The following is a 13,623-nucleotide window of genomic DNA, read 5'->3' on the forward strand; positions in this document are numbered from 1 at the left end:
CCCCCGTGTCACCCCCGCCTGCCCCTGAGCCTGCTCAGCCTGGGCCTGGCCCTGCATTGCCCCCATGTACTCGCCGAAGACAGCGTGGTGCTGGCCCCGTTGCAGGTGTCCGATACCTATGCCAATGACGGCTACCAGGCCCGCCAGGCAGCGGTGGCCGGCTTCCAGGCAGCGCCCTTGCTCGACACCCCCGCCTCGGTCAGCGTTTTCAGCCAGCAACTGCTGGAAGACCGCCAGGTGCGCAAGCTCAGCGAAGTGCTGCAAAGCGATGCCTCGGTTGGCGAAAGCTATGCCCCCATCGGCTACTACGAAAACTTCAACGTACGGGGCTTCGAGCTGAATGCCGCCAGCAGCTACCGCATCAACGGCCAGACCATCGCCGGCGAACAGAGCGTGGCCCTGGAGAACAAGCAGCAGGTAGAGCTGCTAAAGGGCCTGTCGGGGCTGCAAAGCGGTGTGTCGGAGCCGGGCGGCCTGATCAACTACGTAACCAAACGCGCCGAGGATGTGCGCAGCGTCACGGTGTCGACCAACGAACAAGGCGAACGCTACCTGGCCACCGACCTGGGTGGCTGGTTCGGCAGCGAAAAACAGTTCGGCCTGCGCGCCAACCTCGCCCATGAAGACATCCGCTCCTACGTCGAACAGGCAGATGGCAAACGCGACTTCGCTTCGCTGGCCTTCGACTGGCAGATCAGCCCGGATGCCACCCTGCAGCTGGATGCCGAATACCAGCACCGCGAGCAGCGCTCGGTGCCGGGTTATCAACTGCTGGGTGGCACCGAAGTGCCCCACGGCATCGACCCGGACGACCGCCTGGCTTACCAGGATTGGGCAAAGCCTGTGCAAAACGACTCGCTGAACCTGGGCGGGCGCTTCGAGTACCGCTTCAACGAGGCCTGGACCGGCACCTTGAGTGCCTCGCGCAGCCAGGTGGTGATCGACGATTACAGCGCGTTTGCCTGGGGTTCGAGCGAAGGCGCGTTCTTTGGCAGCAACGGCGACTACGACATCTACGACTTCCGCAGCCCCGACGACACCCGCCGCACCGATGAGGCCCAGGCCATGCTCAACGGGCACTTCGATGCGCTGGGCGTGGGGCATGAGCTGACCGTGGGTACCAGTGCTCAGCGGCGCACGCTGGATCAGCGGCCGTACTACAACGAGTGGCTGGGCACTGGCAACATCTACACCGGGGCCCCTGCCTTCGATCCGTCCGACAAACCCGTCGGCGCCAGTGAACGCCGACTGGACAGCCGCCAGTATGGCCTGTTCGTCAGCGACCGCATCAGCGTCAACGAACAGTGGCAGACCGTGCTGGGCGCCCGTGAAGTGCGCCTGGATGAAAAGACCTGGGACGAAAACGGTGTTGCCGGCCGCCATACCCGTCAATACCAGTTGCTGCCCAATGCTGCGCTTATCTACAAGCCGCAGCCAGACACCACGCTATACGCAAGCTACGCCAAGGGCCTGTCTGCCGGCGGCACGGCACCCTGGTTTGCCAGCAACGCCGCCGAAATCCTCGCGCCCACCACCTCACACCAACTGGAGCTGGGCCTCAAGCACGACTGGGAAGGCTTGAGCTTCAGCGCTGCGCTGTTCCAGATCCGCCAGGCCTACCAGTACGCACGCCCGGACGGTGCTGGCAATTTCACCTACGTGCAGCAAGGCCAGCAGAAAAACACCGGCCTGGAGCTGGGCGCCAGCGGCTGGGTGAGCCAGAACCTGCAAGTGCAAGCCAGCGCCGCAGCCATTCGTGCACGGGTGCAAAACAGCGGTACCGAGGCCTATGAAGGGCACCAGGCGATCAACGTGCCCAAGTTGCGGGCGGCGCTGCAGGCGCAATACACCCTTCCGGTACCGGGCTTGGCACTGCTGGGCGGGGCGCGGTACAGCGCCAGCAAGTATGCGAGCCAGGCGGGGAACGTGGAGGTTGGCGGGTATACCGTGTTCGATGTGGGTAGCCGGTATCAGCGGCGCATTGGCGGATATGACACGGTACTGCGCCTGACGGTGGATAACGTGTTCGACAAGCGTTACTGGCGCGATGTGGGGGACTACCTGGGGGATAACTATCTGTTCCAGGGCGCGCCGCGTACCGCTCGGCTTTCGGCTTCGGTCAACTTTTGAAATCTTGGGGCCGCTTTGCGGCCCCAAAGGCCCAAAAACAAAAAGCCCCCGGACTTTTCAGCGCGGGGGCTCTTCGTAGAATGTGGCGGTGAAGAAGGGATTTGAACCCTTGATACGATTTCTCGTATACACACTTTCCAGGCGTGCTCCTTCGACCACTCGGACACTTCACCGTTTCTCTTCAAGCCTTGCGGCCCGTCGAGGTGCGCTAATTTAGTGAAAGACATTCCCTTTGGCAAGCACTTTTTTCAAATTTTTCATGTATTTGCATTTGCGCTGCGTTGAACGCTGACCGACCAGTCAGCCTTGCTGCTTTACCTGGCCTCTGGCGCTGGGTAACGTCATCGCCACGCCAACAAAAGGACTCTGCCATGAGCGAGCTGATTACCTACCACGCCGAAGACGGCATCGCCACCCTGACCCTGAACAACGGCAAGGTCAACGCCATCTCGCCGGACGTCATCACCGCCTTCAACGCCGCGCTCGACCGCGCGATCGAAGACCGTGCAGTGGTGATCATCACCGGGCAGCCAGGCATCCTGTCGGGGGGTTACGACCTCAAGGTAATGACCAACGGCCCGAAAGAGGCCATCAGCCTGGTCACCGCCGGCTCCACCCTCGCCCGCCGCCTGCTGTCGCACCCGTTCCCGGTGGTGGTCGCCTGCCCGGGCAATGCTGTGGCCAAAGGCGCCTTCCTGCTGCTGTCGGCCGATTACCGCATTGGCGTCGAAGGGCCGTACAAGGTGTGCCTGAACGAAGTGCAGATCGGCATGACCATGCACCATGCCGGTATCGAACTGGCCCGCGACCGCCTGCGCCGCTCAGCTTTCCACCGCTCGGTGATCAATGCCGAAGTGTTCGACCCACACGCGGCGGTTGATGCCGGCTTCCTCGACAAAGTGGTGCCGGCCGAGCAGCTGCAAGAAGCGGCACTGACAGCAGCGCGTGAATTGAAGAAGCTGAACATGCTGGCGCACAAGAACACCAAGCTGAAAGTGCGCAAAGGCCTGCTGGAGGCGCTGGACAAGGCGATCGAGCTGGACCAGCAGCATATGGGCTAGGCGCACCGGCCTCTTCGCGGGCACGCCCGCTCCCACACGAAAAACCATAATCTTCAGGCATTGTGGTAATCCTGTGGGAGCGGGCGTGCCCGCGAAAGGGCCGGCCCAGACCTACACCAAGGTTTGCCCGAATCAGTGCACACCCGTACACTCCGGCGACTGTCTGGTGTGAGTCGTACCATGCTTTATTCCTTGCGCATGCTTCTGCTGGCGCTGCATTTCCTTGTGGTTGGCGTCGTGGGCCTGGTCATTGGCCTGTGCCGCCCCTTCAACCCCGACAACAGCCGCATATTCGCCCACCTCTACAGCCGGCCGGCTACCTGGCTGATGCGTATCAAGGTCAAGGCCGAGGTCGGCCCGCTATGGGACCAGCCCCCCGGTTGCGTGATCATCGCCAACCACCAATCCAACTTCGACCTGTTCGTGGTGGGCCAGGTAGTGCCACAACGCACCGTGGCCATCGGCAAGAAAAGCCTGGGCTGGGTGCCGCTGTTCGGCCAGCTGTTCTGGCTGGGCGGCAACGTGCTGATCGACCGCAAGAACAGCTACCAGGCACGCAAGGCGCTGCAGAAAACCACCCGCGTGCTGCAGGACGACACCTCGATCTGGGTGTTCCCCGAAGGCACACGTAACCCTGGCGAAGACTTGCTGGCATTCAAGAAAGGCGCGTTCCACATCGCCATCGAGGCGGGTGTGCCGATTGTGCCGGTGTGCGTCAGCCGCTACGCCAGGCGCATGGGCCTGAACAGCTGGCGCCAGCGCACGGTGGTGGTGCGCTCGCTTCCCCCCATTGCCACCACCGGCATGACCCAAAGGGACATCCCGGCGCTGATCGAGCAGTGCCGGATGCAGATGCAGCAATGCATCGACCGCATGGAACACGAGCTGGCCTGAAGCGGGTTGCTCTTGGGCCGGGTACGGCCCAAGCTGTACCCCGTGTTCAACCGGAATAAGCGGGCAACCATGGGTCGAGTCGTGGCATCGGCGGTGTACAGCGCCGGCAGAAAGGTCACCAACATCAGCATCGACGAAGGCAGCGAGTGGGCGCGCAAGCCGGGGCACTTTGTGTGGATCGGCCTGGAAGAGCCCAATGCCGAGGAACTGGCCAACCTGCAATGCCAGTTCAACCTGCACGAACTGGCCATCGAAGACGCCCTGGAAAAGCACAGCCGGCCCAAGCTGGAAACCTTTGGCGACGCGCTGTTCATCGTCACCTATTCGCCAGTGCGCCATGAAGGCAAGCTGGAGTTCATCGAAACGCATATCTTCGCCGGCAACGGCTACATCATCACCTGCCGTAACGGCCACTCCAAATCCTACGCCCTGGTGCGCCAGCGCTGCGAGGCACGGCCGCTGCTGCTGGAGCACGGTGAAGACTTTGTGCTGTACGCCCTGCTCGACTTCGTCACCGAGAACTACCAACCGGTCAGCGAGGCCATTCATGGTGAGATCGAAGAGCTGGAGCAAAGCGTGCTTGGCGGCTCGTTGCAGGAAGATGATATCCGCCGCCTGCACAGCCTGCGCCGCGACATCCTGCGCCTGCGCCGCTATGTGGCGCCCATGGTGGAGATAAGCGAGGAATTGCAGCGCCTGAGCTTCCCGTTTATCGACAAGAACATGCGCCCTTATTTTCGTGATGTGCAGATCCACGTGACACGGCAGATGGAAGACCTGGTCAGCATCCGCGACATCGCCAGCCAGACCATCGAAATCGGCATGCTGCTGGAGTCGTCACGCCAGAGCATCGTGCAACGCAAGTTTGCGGCCTGGGCGGCGATCCTGGCGTTCCCTACGGCGATTGCGGGGATTTACGGGATGAACTTTCAGAACATGCCGGAGCTGGGGTGGCACTACGGGTACTTCGGGGTACTGGGAGTGATCGTGCTGGGGTGTACGGGGCTGTTTGCCAGCTTCAAGAAATCTGGCTGGCTCTGAGATTGCCGGCGAATGGGCTGCAAGGCAGCCCCCGCCACTACGCCGCGTTATGCTTCCTCGTAGGCTGCTGGACAAAGCGCATCATCCACTCCCCCACCAGGTCGCCTTGGTGCTCGGTGGCCAGGCTGGCCACGGCCTTGTGGTACACCTCATCCCCCAGGTACTCCTGGCGGGCATCCAGCAGGGCGCGAGAGTAGTCGTGCACGAACTCCGGGTGGCCCTGGAAGCACAGCACCTGGTCACGAATGTGGTACGCCGCATTCGGGCAGAAATCGCTTGAAGCAATGACCGTGGCGCCTTCGGGCAATTCGGTCACCTGGTCCTGGTGGCTGATCAGCAAGGTCAGCTCCGACACCTCCGGGTCCATCCACGGCGCATGGGCCGCCAGCGAGTAGCGATGGATGCCCACGCCCCAGCCCTTCTCTGCCCGCTCGGCCTTGCCGCCCAGGGTCAATGCCAGCAACTGATGGCCAAAACACACACCCAGCAGCTTCTCGCCACGCTCGTAAAGCTTCAGCAAGTAAGCCTTGAGCGTCTGGATCCAGGCATCGGTACCAAACGAATCGGCCTTGCTGCCCGTCACAAGGTAAGCATCGAACACTTCATTGTCGGCGGGGTAGTCGCCGTGCATCACGTTGTAGACACAAAATTCGGCGGCGATCGGCTGACGCGAGAAAAGCTGCTCGAACATCCTGCCGTAGCCCTGGTACTGCGCCGTCAACTCCGGTCGCAGGACATCGGTTTCAAGGATGCAGATGCGTAACGACATAGGGGTAGTCCTGAACGACATGGGTGGGAATCTGCTGTAGAGACTGACGCGAAAGACACGTACAAGCAAGTAGGCTGCACTGACGAACGGTCACATTTTGTGGGTACCTGGCTGGCGCCTGCGCCACTGTCTAGTCAGAGCATGCCAGCCAGATAGCACATGGCCTCATAGCCAATGGCAATCATAGAGCCACACAATTAGAACAAAGGGTTCTCAAACATGGATCACACACACCCTACTGTTGGTTGTATATCCACTTTCAAGAGGCAGGCAGTCAAGGCGCCACGCGGTGCCACTGTGATCGACCCGAAGCGCGACAAGGAAGCCAACGGGTATTCAGGAATAACAACAAGAAGGCGGTCCGCCATGTTCAGACAATCGAAAATTCGCCAAGCTGGGCTCATTCTCTTTGCCACCACTTTACTGTTGATCTTGCCGAACCTGACACGTTTGTTCGGCTGACAGTGGCGGTGGCGCCAATGGGCAGCGCACAGGTAACCTGCCGGCCTTGATGGTTGGAGATTGCCCATGCGCCACTGCCTTGTCCTACTTGCGTTGTGCCTGAGCCTGCCGCTTTCGGCGGCGCAACTGCACCTGGAATTGGGCGCCAGCACGCGCCAGTGGAGCAGCGCCGAACTGCTGAGCCACCCGCAGGCCGAGGAAATCAGCGTCAATCAGGATGTTTCGTACAAACGCCCCATGCACTATCGGGCGGTGCCATTGGCCACGCTCCTGGAAGGCGTGAACGCTGGCGATCATCTGCAGGCTGTGGCATTGGACGGCTTTGCCGCCGAAATGCCCGCCGCACCGTTGCTGCAGCAAGGGCCGGCACGGGCCTGGTTGGCCGTAGAGGACCCCGGCAAGCCGTGGCCGGCACTGGGCAAGGGCAAACCCAGCGCGGGGCCGTTCTACCTGGTGTGGACCCAGCCACAGGCCAGCGGCATCCGCCCGGAGCAGTGGCCGTTCCAGATTTCCACCCTGCGTAAACTGGCCGCTGTCGAAACACGGTTCCCGGCCTTGCTGCCCGACCCGAAGTTGCCAGCCGACAGCCCCGTGCGCCAGGGCTTTGCCTTGTTCCAGCAAAATTGCATGGCGTGCCACCGCCTGAACGGTGCTGGGGATGCGCAGATGGGGCCGGATTTGAATGTGCCGCACAACCCGACCGAGTATTTTCAACCGGGTTATCTGCGCAAATTGATTCGCGCCCCGCAACGCCTGCGGCAGTGGCCACAGGCGAAGATGCCGGGGTTTACTGAAAGTGTGCTGAGTGAACAGGAACTGGATGCGTTGCTGGCCTATCTGGGGCATATGGCCGGGCGCAAACCGTAAGAACAGCGTGTGCTTTTTCGCGGGCTTGCCCGCTCCCACAGGATCACCACAGGGCTAGACATTGTGAGATACCTCTGGGAGCCCCGCGAAAAAGGCAACGGATACCTTCAGGCGGTCTGCCGTTCGTGCTTGACGCCCCACCCTTCCACCTCCCCCCCATAAGGTGTCACCAGCTGCTCAAAGGTCTCTTCAAAGTCACCAATACCGCCATAGGTGGCGTACATGACCTTGCTCAGTTCAAGGTGCCAGGCACCGTCGCCCAGCTCCTTCACCTGGGCATTGAGCGATTCGCCACGAAATTGCCCGGCGGCGCGGCGGGCCCCTGCCTCGTCGGGGAATACGGCATAGAACTCGATGGGGTGGATCTGGGTGAAGTCGAAACCGCCTGCCTTCATCTGGCGCAGGACGTTGCTGCTGATATCGTCGTTCTGGCTGCTCATGAATCGTCCTCCTGAATAACGCAATGGATAGACTTTCCGTGCACTACGCACCTGCCGGCAATCAATGGCCGAGCAGTTCGAGCTGATGCAAGACGCGAATTGAAGCGGTGCCAACCCGCAGAATAGGGGGGCACCTTCACTCATCGTAGCGCCTGAACAGGCGCCACGCAAACGTGTGGGTCAGGGCGCTTCGTGAATGCTGGTGATGGTCACCCCGCTATGCTCCTTGAGCCAGCGGGCGGTCGGGGAAATGGTGCGGTCCTGGAAGTCGTTGAGGTCCAGCTCGTCCATTACCGGGAACAGTTGCGAACGGATGGCCCGCGCGGCTTCCTCTTCGCTGGGGCGCAGCTCAGCCCGCAGCACTACGGTGGACGGTTCGCCTTTTTGATCGGCAAAGGTGACTTCCCACGCTTTCATTGAACAAGTCCTCCCAATCCAGAGACACCAAGGTGTGATGCCTGATCAACTGACCTTGGGGCTGGGAGAATGTTCAGTCTGTAAGGGCCTCTTCGCGAGGTAAGCCCGCTCCCACAGAGATATCAACGGCGGGATTGCGATGATATCCCTGTGGGAGCGGGCTTGCCCCGCGAATGGGCCGCAAAGCGGCCCTTTTGCAGCCTTACTTCGGCGTGCCGTGCACCACACCGGCTGTGTTATCCAAAAGGCTCTTGGTCGCCGTCTGGATGTACGCTTCCAGCTTTTTCAGCATTTCCGGCTGGTCCGGGCTTTCGATCAGTTCGGCCTTGAACTCGCTGCCCAGCTGGTAGCGATACATGCGCGGGGTCATGTCCTTGGACTCGATCAGGATGCGGTCGCCTTGCACCAGGCCAACGATCTGCTCGCTGCCCGACGGCTTGATCATGCCCACGCCCTGGTCGCCCTCAGGGAGGTTGAGCAGGTCGCGGCCCCAGCACTGGTGGCGGGCCGCGCCACCCAGGCGGCCCATGATGGTCGGAACGATGTCGACCTGGGTGCCCACCGTGTGGTTCACCGCACCAAACTTCTCCTGAATGCCCGGGGCAATCAGCAGCAGCGGCACGTTGAAACGGCCCAGGTCCAGTTCGGTGACCTGCTGGTGGTTGCCAAAGCCATGGTCGCCGACGATGACGAACAGGGTTTCCTTGAAGTAAGGCTCTTTACGCGCCTTCTCGAAGAACTGGCCCAGCGCCCAGTCCGAATAACGCATGGCAGTGAGGTGCTCGTCCAGGCGGCCTTGCCCGGTGACCTTCTCGACCGGCAGGTCTTTGGGCAGCGCATACGGGGTGTGGTTGGACAGCGTCTGCAGCAGCGCGTAGATCGGCTTCTTGCCGTCGTGCTTGGCCAGTTCCTCGTTGCCGCGGTCGAACATGTCCTGGTCGGACACGCCCCAGGTCGGGTCGGAGAACACCGGGTTGACGAAGTCGTTACGGCCAATGAAGGTGGTCATGCCCTGGTTGCCGAAGAACCCGGACTGGTTGTCCCAGGCAAAATCACCGTTGTAGACGTACACGTCGTCGTAATCACGGGCGCTGAGCAGTGCCGGCAGGCCAGACAGCTTATGGCCGCCTTCCGGGGTCTGCATCAGGTATTCGAAACCTGGCAGGTTGGGGAAGCACGCCATGGTGGCGAACATACCCTGGTGGGTATGGGTGCCGTTGGAGAAGAAGCGGTCGAACAGCAGGCCTTCTTTGGCCAGCTTGTCGAAGTACGGGGTGATGTTGTTGGGGCTGCCCAGCGCACCCACCGAGTGGCCGGCAAAGCTCTCCATCAGGATCACCACCACGTTCTTGATCGGCAGGGTGCGTTCGGCCGGCGGCAGGAAGTCGCGGCGGATGGCAGCCTCGTCGGCATCGACCAGGGTGTCGTTGGCGGTCAGCAGCTGTTCGCGCACGCTTTGCGTGGCCACGTTCTGCTCCAGTACCGGCTTCCAGATGTTGGCGCGGTCTTCGCCGAAGCGGCTCTTGGCGGCGTCGATCAGGGTCAGGGTGCCGTTCAGGCCCAGCTGGTTGACGAAGTTGGAGTCGGTGGTAAAGGCATCACCCCAGCGCATTGGCGGGCCTTGACGCAGGGTGCCACGGGCAGCGACCACGGCCACCAGCAGAATCACCATGAACACCGCCAGGCGGTTGTACCACGGGGCAGCGCGGTGCAGGCCATCGCCACGGGTGGCGCGGTCGATACCTTTGAACAGCAAGCTCAGCAGCCAGGTGCCGAAGGCCCAGGCCAGCAGGTAGCGCACGACAGGGAAGCCGTACCAGAGCATGCTCATGACGGTTTTCGGGTCTTCCTTGATGTACTGGAACACCAGGCCGTTGAGGCGTTGGTGGAACTCGCGGTAGAAGTCCAGTTCCATCAGGCCGAGGAACATCACCACGCTCGAGGTGAGGGTCAGCCAGAAACGGAACACGCCACGCCGGGCCATGGCCCAGGGGCTGAGGATGGCCAGCAGCAGCGGGATGCTGAGGTAAACCACTACCCGCAGGTCGAAGCGCAAGCCGTTGAGGAAGCCTTCGGCGACAGTCGAATAAGGGGTATCGCCGATCATGTCGCTGTTGTAGACCAGCAGCGCCAGGCGCACCAGGCTGAGCATCAGCATGATCACCAGGCCGCTGAGCAGCGTGTAGGCCAAGTGGGATTTCAGGGTCGGCGAAAACGACGTTCGCGCGCCCTGTTGCTTCAAGGCGTCCGTGTTAGCCATGAATGGGAAGGTCCTAGGATTGCGGTTTGCGAAGAGGCGCTGGTGCTAGACCAACGCAGCATTGTGCGGGTGCGGATTCTGTTTAAACCAATGTGAAAATTTTGTCACTGGGATGTTGCGGCTTTTGTCTGTGCCGGCCTTTTCGCGGGCTTGCCCGCTCCCACAGGAGCCCCACAACTCTTGAGAGCGGCGCAGTACCTGTGGGAGCGGGCAAGCCCGCGAAAGGCCGGCATAGGCGTTCAGATGCGCACATTCCCCCGCGGCCCGGCAATCGCCCAGATCACCAGCCCCACCACCGGCAACAGGGCGATCAACAAGATCCACAACACCTTGATACCCACCTCGCTGCCACTCTTGATCACATTGAGGATGGCCCAGATATCCAGCGCCAGAATGATCAGCCCGACCAGGCTGTTGAATGTAGACCCCATGCCTAAACTCCTGTCCAGAGGCTTTGCTGCACAGCATAGCCAGCTATCGCACCAATAGAAGGGAATCCTTGGCCGTTGGCGCAGGTCCCTGAGTAGACTGACTGCATTAATTGATTCGAGGTTCGCATGCCCCCCGCACACAGCCAAAGCGCCGCCCCACCTTCACTGCTGCACGCCTGGCGCCAGCAGGTTGCCAACACGCCCTGGCTCAGTGCCGGCCTGGGGTTGAGCCTGCTGGCGGTGCTCGCATTGCTGGCGGCCAGCTTCTGGAACGCGGTGAACGGCGACCATGCCGATAACCTGCACCTGGCCGTGCTGGGTGGGTTGTCCGGCTTTGGCGCCACCGCGCTGGGTGCGGTGCTGGCCGTGGTGCTGCGCGATGTCAGCGCCCGCAACCAGGATGTGATGCTGGGTTTTGCCGCCGGCATGATGCTGGCCGCCAGTTCGTTTTCGCTGATTCTGCCGGGCCTGGACGCCGCCCGCGAGATCACCGGCAACGGCCCCGCAGCGGCCTTTACCGTGGTGCTGGGCATGGGCCTGGGCGTGTTGCTGATGCTGGGCCTGGACCGTTTCACCCCGCATGAGCATGAAAGCACCGGCCCGTGCGGCCCCGAGGCCGAGCGTATCAGCCGGGTGTGGCTGTTTGTACTGGCGATCACCTTGCACAACCTGCCCGAAGGCATGGCGATCGGCGTGAGCTTCGCCAATGGCGACATGAACATCGGCCTGCCGCTGACCAGCGCCATCGCCATCCAGGACATACCCGAAGGCCTGGCCGTGGCCCTGGCCTTGCGCGCCACCGGGCTGTCGAACATGAAAGCTGCGCTGGTTGCCATAGGGTCTGGGCTGATGGAGCCGCTGGGGGCGGTGATCGGCCTGGGGATCTCGACCGGTTTTGCCCTCGCCTACCCGATAAGCATGGGGCTGGCGGCGGGGGCGATGATCTTTGTGGTAAGCCACGAGGTGATCCCCGAAACCCACCGCAACGGGCACCAGACAGCGGCCACGCTGGGCTTGATGGGTGGTTTTGCGGTGATGATGTTTCTGGATACCGCGCTGGGTTGAGTGTTTAGGTTGCCTGTGCCGGCTTCTTCGCGGGCTTGCCCGCGAAGAAACAAACGATGAAATCAGATGTGTACGGCGACTTTCAGGGCTTCGAGGGCTGGCTCGACCTTGATGCCCAGCTCGGCACCCAGCTCCAGCACCCGCGCCAGGTCGTTCTGCCCCACCATCACCACCTGCAACTCGTCATCCAGCAACTGGCTGAAGTTGAGCAACACATAACCACCGGCCTCTTTGTTCAATGCGCCCATCTGCACCTGAATGCGGTTGAGCGCAGTCAGTGGCTCGGTGCGGGCCAGTTGCTTGGGCTTGAGGGTGAATGGCACGCTGCTGTCGAACGAGTCGCTGATCTGCTGGAACAGGTCCTGATAGCTGTCAGCCTGGAACACCACAGTGTCCGGCAGGCTGCCCAGCACCACCCATTCGCCCAGCGGGATGGGGAAGCTGTCGTCGTAGTTGATGTCGGGGTTGGCGGCCAGGAAAGCGGCCGGGTCGGCGTAGGCCTGGGCGGCCTCGTCGGCGACGCGCTCGATGTCGGCCTCACGCATGCAGCCGGCGCCAATGAGGCTGATGAATTCGAGCAACTGAGTTTTCATGAAAGGGGGCCTGCGACGGGTGAAAAGTCGCCAAGGATAGCCGCAAATGCCCCCTGGCAGTTAGCCGGCCAGCGCTTGCAGGCGCGCGGCAGTGTCCACCGCGCCCATGGTTTGCGCCGCCATCAGCGCGGTGGCGCCGCGGGCATCCTGGCGCGCCGGGTCGGCGCCCTGGGCCAGCAGGTAGTCAAGGATTTCGCAGCGATTGAACATGGCCGCCAGCATCAGCGCGGTGCGCCCGTCCTGCGCAGCGGCGTCCACCGGCACGCCGTGCTCCAGCAGCAGGCGGATCATCGCCATGTCACCCTTGAAGGCAGCACCGGCAATAGGCAGCTGGCCGTTGTCGTTGGCTAACAGCGGGTCGGCGCCCTGCGCCAGCAGCACCCGCACCGCGTCGTGGTGGCCGTGGTAGCTGGCCAGCATCAGCAGCGTGTCGCCCTTGTGGTTGCGCAGGTTGGCCGGCAGGCCACTGGCAAGCAGGCGCCCGAGCATTTCGGCGTCGCCCTGGCGGGCACGCTCGAACACTTGCTCGGCGAATGCAGCGGTTTCGTCGTCGGTCATGGTGGCGGGCGGGGTTTGGCTGGACATCGGGAACCTCCTGGCATAAATGATTGCCCAAGTGTTTGTCAGGCACGCCATTGCGGTCAAAGGTTCAGATTCTATAGGGCCGATAGCCAACGCCCGATCCGTGCAAAATGCACTGTGCAAAATGCACGACCATGCAACCTGCACGGTACCGCTGCTGCAAATACCTCATAACTGCCTGTATTTATTGGGTTTTTCTTAAAATCAATTTCTGGCACGGTCGCTGCAACCATCAACTCATGTCTGCCACACCACAGTCAGGAGTTGATATGGACCTCATCCAGCAAAAGTTCGTTTCGGTATTTCCGGCCTATCAGGTGAGCACCCAGGCCCGCCCTGATGGCGGCGTGCTGTTGACTCTGCGTGCCGCTGACAACAAAGTCACCCGCCGCGTGCTGACCTATTCGCAACTGCACAATGCCGAGCAACTGTCCTGGGCGATCAGCGCCATCCGCCGTGACCTGGCTGAACAGGCCAGTGAATTGCCAGTGATTACCATGCTGCAAAGCCAGCAACGGTTTGCCCTGCCGACCTATCGCTGAGTTTGATGGTGTTGCTACTGGCCCCATCGCCGGCAAGCCAGCTCCCACATTGACCGCGTCGGTCTCAAG

Annotated in this window: 14 protein-coding genes and 1 tRNA gene; 7 read left to right on the forward strand and 8 right to left on the reverse strand. The window is 61.8% G+C overall.

Translation table 11 applies throughout. The annotated features are described in order from the left end of the window. A partial coding sequence (locus JOY50_RS15710; RefSeq protein WP_243055479.1) for a TonB-dependent siderophore receptor occupies positions 1 to 2,130 on the forward strand: 2,130 nt, incomplete at its 5' end. 83 nt (positions 2,131 to 2,213) lie between these two features. Here JOY50_RS15710 and JOY50_RS15715 read toward each other — a convergent pair. Further along, positions 2,214 to 2,303: transfer RNA gene (locus JOY50_RS15715), tRNA-Ser, on the reverse strand. A 198-nt stretch (positions 2,304 to 2,501) separates the two neighbouring features. Between JOY50_RS15715 and JOY50_RS15720 the strand changes: the two genes are divergently transcribed. The 3 genes from JOY50_RS15720 to JOY50_RS15730 all read left to right on the forward strand — a co-directional run bounded on the left by JOY50_RS15720 (position 2,502) and on the right by JOY50_RS15730 (position 5,126). Then, complete coding sequence (locus JOY50_RS15720) at positions 2,502 to 3,191, forward strand: crotonase/enoyl-CoA hydratase family protein (RefSeq protein ID WP_243055480.1); 690 nt, start codon at positions 2,502 to 2,504, stop codon at positions 3,189 to 3,191. A gap of 180 nt (positions 3,192 to 3,371) precedes the next feature. Further along, complete coding sequence (locus JOY50_RS15725) at positions 3,372 to 4,085, forward strand: 1-acyl-sn-glycerol-3-phosphate acyltransferase (RefSeq protein ID WP_243055481.1); 714 nt, start codon at positions 3,372 to 3,374, stop codon at positions 4,083 to 4,085. A 69-nt stretch (positions 4,086 to 4,154) separates the two neighbouring features. Then, complete coding sequence (locus JOY50_RS15730; RefSeq protein ID WP_026034663.1) at positions 4,155 to 5,126, forward strand: magnesium and cobalt transport protein CorA; 972 nt, start codon at positions 4,155 to 4,157, stop codon at positions 5,124 to 5,126. A gap of 37 nt (positions 5,127 to 5,163) precedes the next feature. On the opposite strand, the gene JOY50_RS15735 is transcribed toward JOY50_RS15730, so the two are convergent. Further along, positions 5,164 to 5,895, reverse strand: coding sequence for an amidotransferase (locus JOY50_RS15735; RefSeq protein WP_243055482.1), 732 nt, complete (start codon positions 5,893 to 5,895; stop codon positions 5,164 to 5,166). Positions 5,896 to 6,423: 528 nt separating this feature from the next. Between JOY50_RS15735 and JOY50_RS15740 the strand changes: the two genes are divergently transcribed. Continuing rightward, positions 6,424 to 7,224 (forward strand): cytochrome c, encoded by an 801-nt coding sequence (locus JOY50_RS15740; RefSeq protein ID WP_243055483.1) that lies wholly within the window; start codon positions 6,424 to 6,426, stop codon positions 7,222 to 7,224. 107 nt (positions 7,225 to 7,331) lie between these two features. On the opposite strand, the gene JOY50_RS15745 is transcribed toward JOY50_RS15740, so the two are convergent. The 4 genes from JOY50_RS15745 to JOY50_RS15760 all read right to left on the reverse strand — a co-directional run bounded on the left by JOY50_RS15745 (position 7,332) and on the right by JOY50_RS15760 (position 10,772). Next, positions 7,332 to 7,664: a ribonuclease E inhibitor RraB gene (locus JOY50_RS15745; protein WP_019473437.1), complete on the reverse strand. Its 333-nt coding sequence runs from the start codon at positions 7,662 to 7,664 to the stop codon at positions 7,332 to 7,334. 180 nt (positions 7,665 to 7,844) lie between these two features. Further along, positions 7,845 to 8,081, reverse strand: a complete 237-nt coding sequence (locus JOY50_RS15750) for a hypothetical protein (protein ID WP_019473438.1) — start codon at positions 8,079 to 8,081, stop codon at positions 7,845 to 7,847. 202 nt (positions 8,082 to 8,283) lie between these two features. Beyond that, positions 8,284 to 10,341 carry an LTA synthase family protein gene (locus tag JOY50_RS15755; RefSeq protein ID WP_243055484.1) on the reverse strand — a complete coding sequence of 686 codons (2,058 nt, stop codon included), beginning with the start codon at positions 10,339 to 10,341 and terminating at the stop codon, positions 8,284 to 8,286. Positions 10,342 to 10,580: 239 nt separating this feature from the next. Beyond that, positions 10,581 to 10,772: a PLDc N-terminal domain-containing protein gene (locus tag JOY50_RS15760; RefSeq protein WP_012271091.1), complete on the reverse strand. Its 192-nt coding sequence runs from the start codon at positions 10,770 to 10,772 to the stop codon at positions 10,581 to 10,583. Positions 10,773 to 10,898: 126 nt separating this feature from the next. Here JOY50_RS15760 and JOY50_RS15765 point away from each other — a divergent pair, with 126 nt between their 5' ends. Next, entirely contained in the window at positions 10,899 to 11,837 is a 939-nt protein-coding gene (locus JOY50_RS15765) for a ZIP family metal transporter (RefSeq protein WP_132844691.1), read from the forward strand. 62 nt (positions 11,838 to 11,899) lie between these two features. Here the strand turns inward: JOY50_RS15765 and JOY50_RS15770 are convergent, their stop codons facing one another. Next, complete coding sequence (locus tag JOY50_RS15770; protein ID WP_028614193.1) at positions 11,900 to 12,430, reverse strand: hypothetical protein; 531 nt, start codon at positions 12,428 to 12,430, stop codon at positions 11,900 to 11,902. 60 nt (positions 12,431 to 12,490) lie between these two features. Beyond that, positions 12,491 to 13,015 (reverse strand): ankyrin repeat domain-containing protein, encoded by a 525-nt coding sequence (locus JOY50_RS15775; protein WP_132844688.1) that lies wholly within the window; start codon positions 13,013 to 13,015, stop codon positions 12,491 to 12,493. A 266-nt stretch (positions 13,016 to 13,281) separates the two neighbouring features. Here JOY50_RS15775 and JOY50_RS15780 point away from each other — a divergent pair, with 266 nt between their 5' ends. Next, a complete protein-coding gene (locus JOY50_RS15780; RefSeq protein ID WP_019473900.1) occupies positions 13,282 to 13,554 on the forward strand; it encodes a DUF3509 domain-containing protein in 273 nt (90 codons plus the stop codon). The last annotated feature ends 69 nt before the right edge of the window (positions 13,555 to 13,623 follow it).

Source organism: Pseudomonas sp. BP01 (genome assembly GCF_022760795.1).
GTDB classification, from domain to species: Bacteria; Pseudomonadota; Gammaproteobacteria; order Pseudomonadales; family Pseudomonadaceae; genus Aquipseudomonas; species Aquipseudomonas putida_Q.

Bases quoted from the DNA above. Each gene is read 5' to 3' on its own strand.
- JOY50_RS15720 (WP_243055480.1), top strand. From the start codon at position 2,502: ATGAGCGAGCTGATTACCTACCACGCCGAAGACGGCATCGCCACCCTG.
- JOY50_RS15725 (WP_243055481.1), top strand. From the start codon at position 3,372: ATGCTTTATTCCTTGCGCATGCTTCTGCTGGCGCTGCATTTCCTTGTG.
- JOY50_RS15730 (WP_026034663.1), top strand. From the start codon at position 4,155: ATGGGTCGAGTCGTGGCATCGGCGGTGTACAGCGCCGGCAGAAAGGTC.
- JOY50_RS15735 (WP_243055482.1), bottom strand. From the start codon at position 5,895: ATGTCGTTACGCATCTGCATCCTTGAAACCGATGTCCTGCGACCGGAG.
- JOY50_RS15740 (WP_243055483.1), top strand. From the start codon at position 6,424: ATGCGCCACTGCCTTGTCCTACTTGCGTTGTGCCTGAGCCTGCCGCTT.
- JOY50_RS15745 (WP_019473437.1), bottom strand. From the start codon at position 7,664: ATGAGCAGCCAGAACGACGATATCAGCAGCAACGTCCTGCGCCAGATG.
- JOY50_RS15750 (WP_019473438.1), bottom strand. From the start codon at position 8,081: ATGAAAGCGTGGGAAGTCACCTTTGCCGATCAAAAAGGCGAACCGTCC.
- JOY50_RS15755 (WP_243055484.1), bottom strand. From the start codon at position 10,341: ATGGCTAACACGGACGCCTTGAAGCAACAGGGCGCGCGAACGTCGTTT.
- JOY50_RS15760 (WP_012271091.1), bottom strand. From the start codon at position 10,772: ATGGGGTCTACATTCAACAGCCTGGTCGGGCTGATCATTCTGGCGCTG.
- JOY50_RS15765 (WP_132844691.1), top strand. From the start codon at position 10,899: ATGCCCCCCGCACACAGCCAAAGCGCCGCCCCACCTTCACTGCTGCAC.
- JOY50_RS15770 (WP_028614193.1), bottom strand. From the start codon at position 12,430: ATGAAAACTCAGTTGCTCGAATTCATCAGCCTCATTGGCGCCGGCTGC.
- JOY50_RS15775 (WP_132844688.1), bottom strand. From the start codon at position 13,015: ATGTCCAGCCAAACCCCGCCCGCCACCATGACCGACGACGAAACCGCT.
- JOY50_RS15780 (WP_019473900.1), top strand. From the start codon at position 13,282: ATGGACCTCATCCAGCAAAAGTTCGTTTCGGTATTTCCGGCCTATCAG.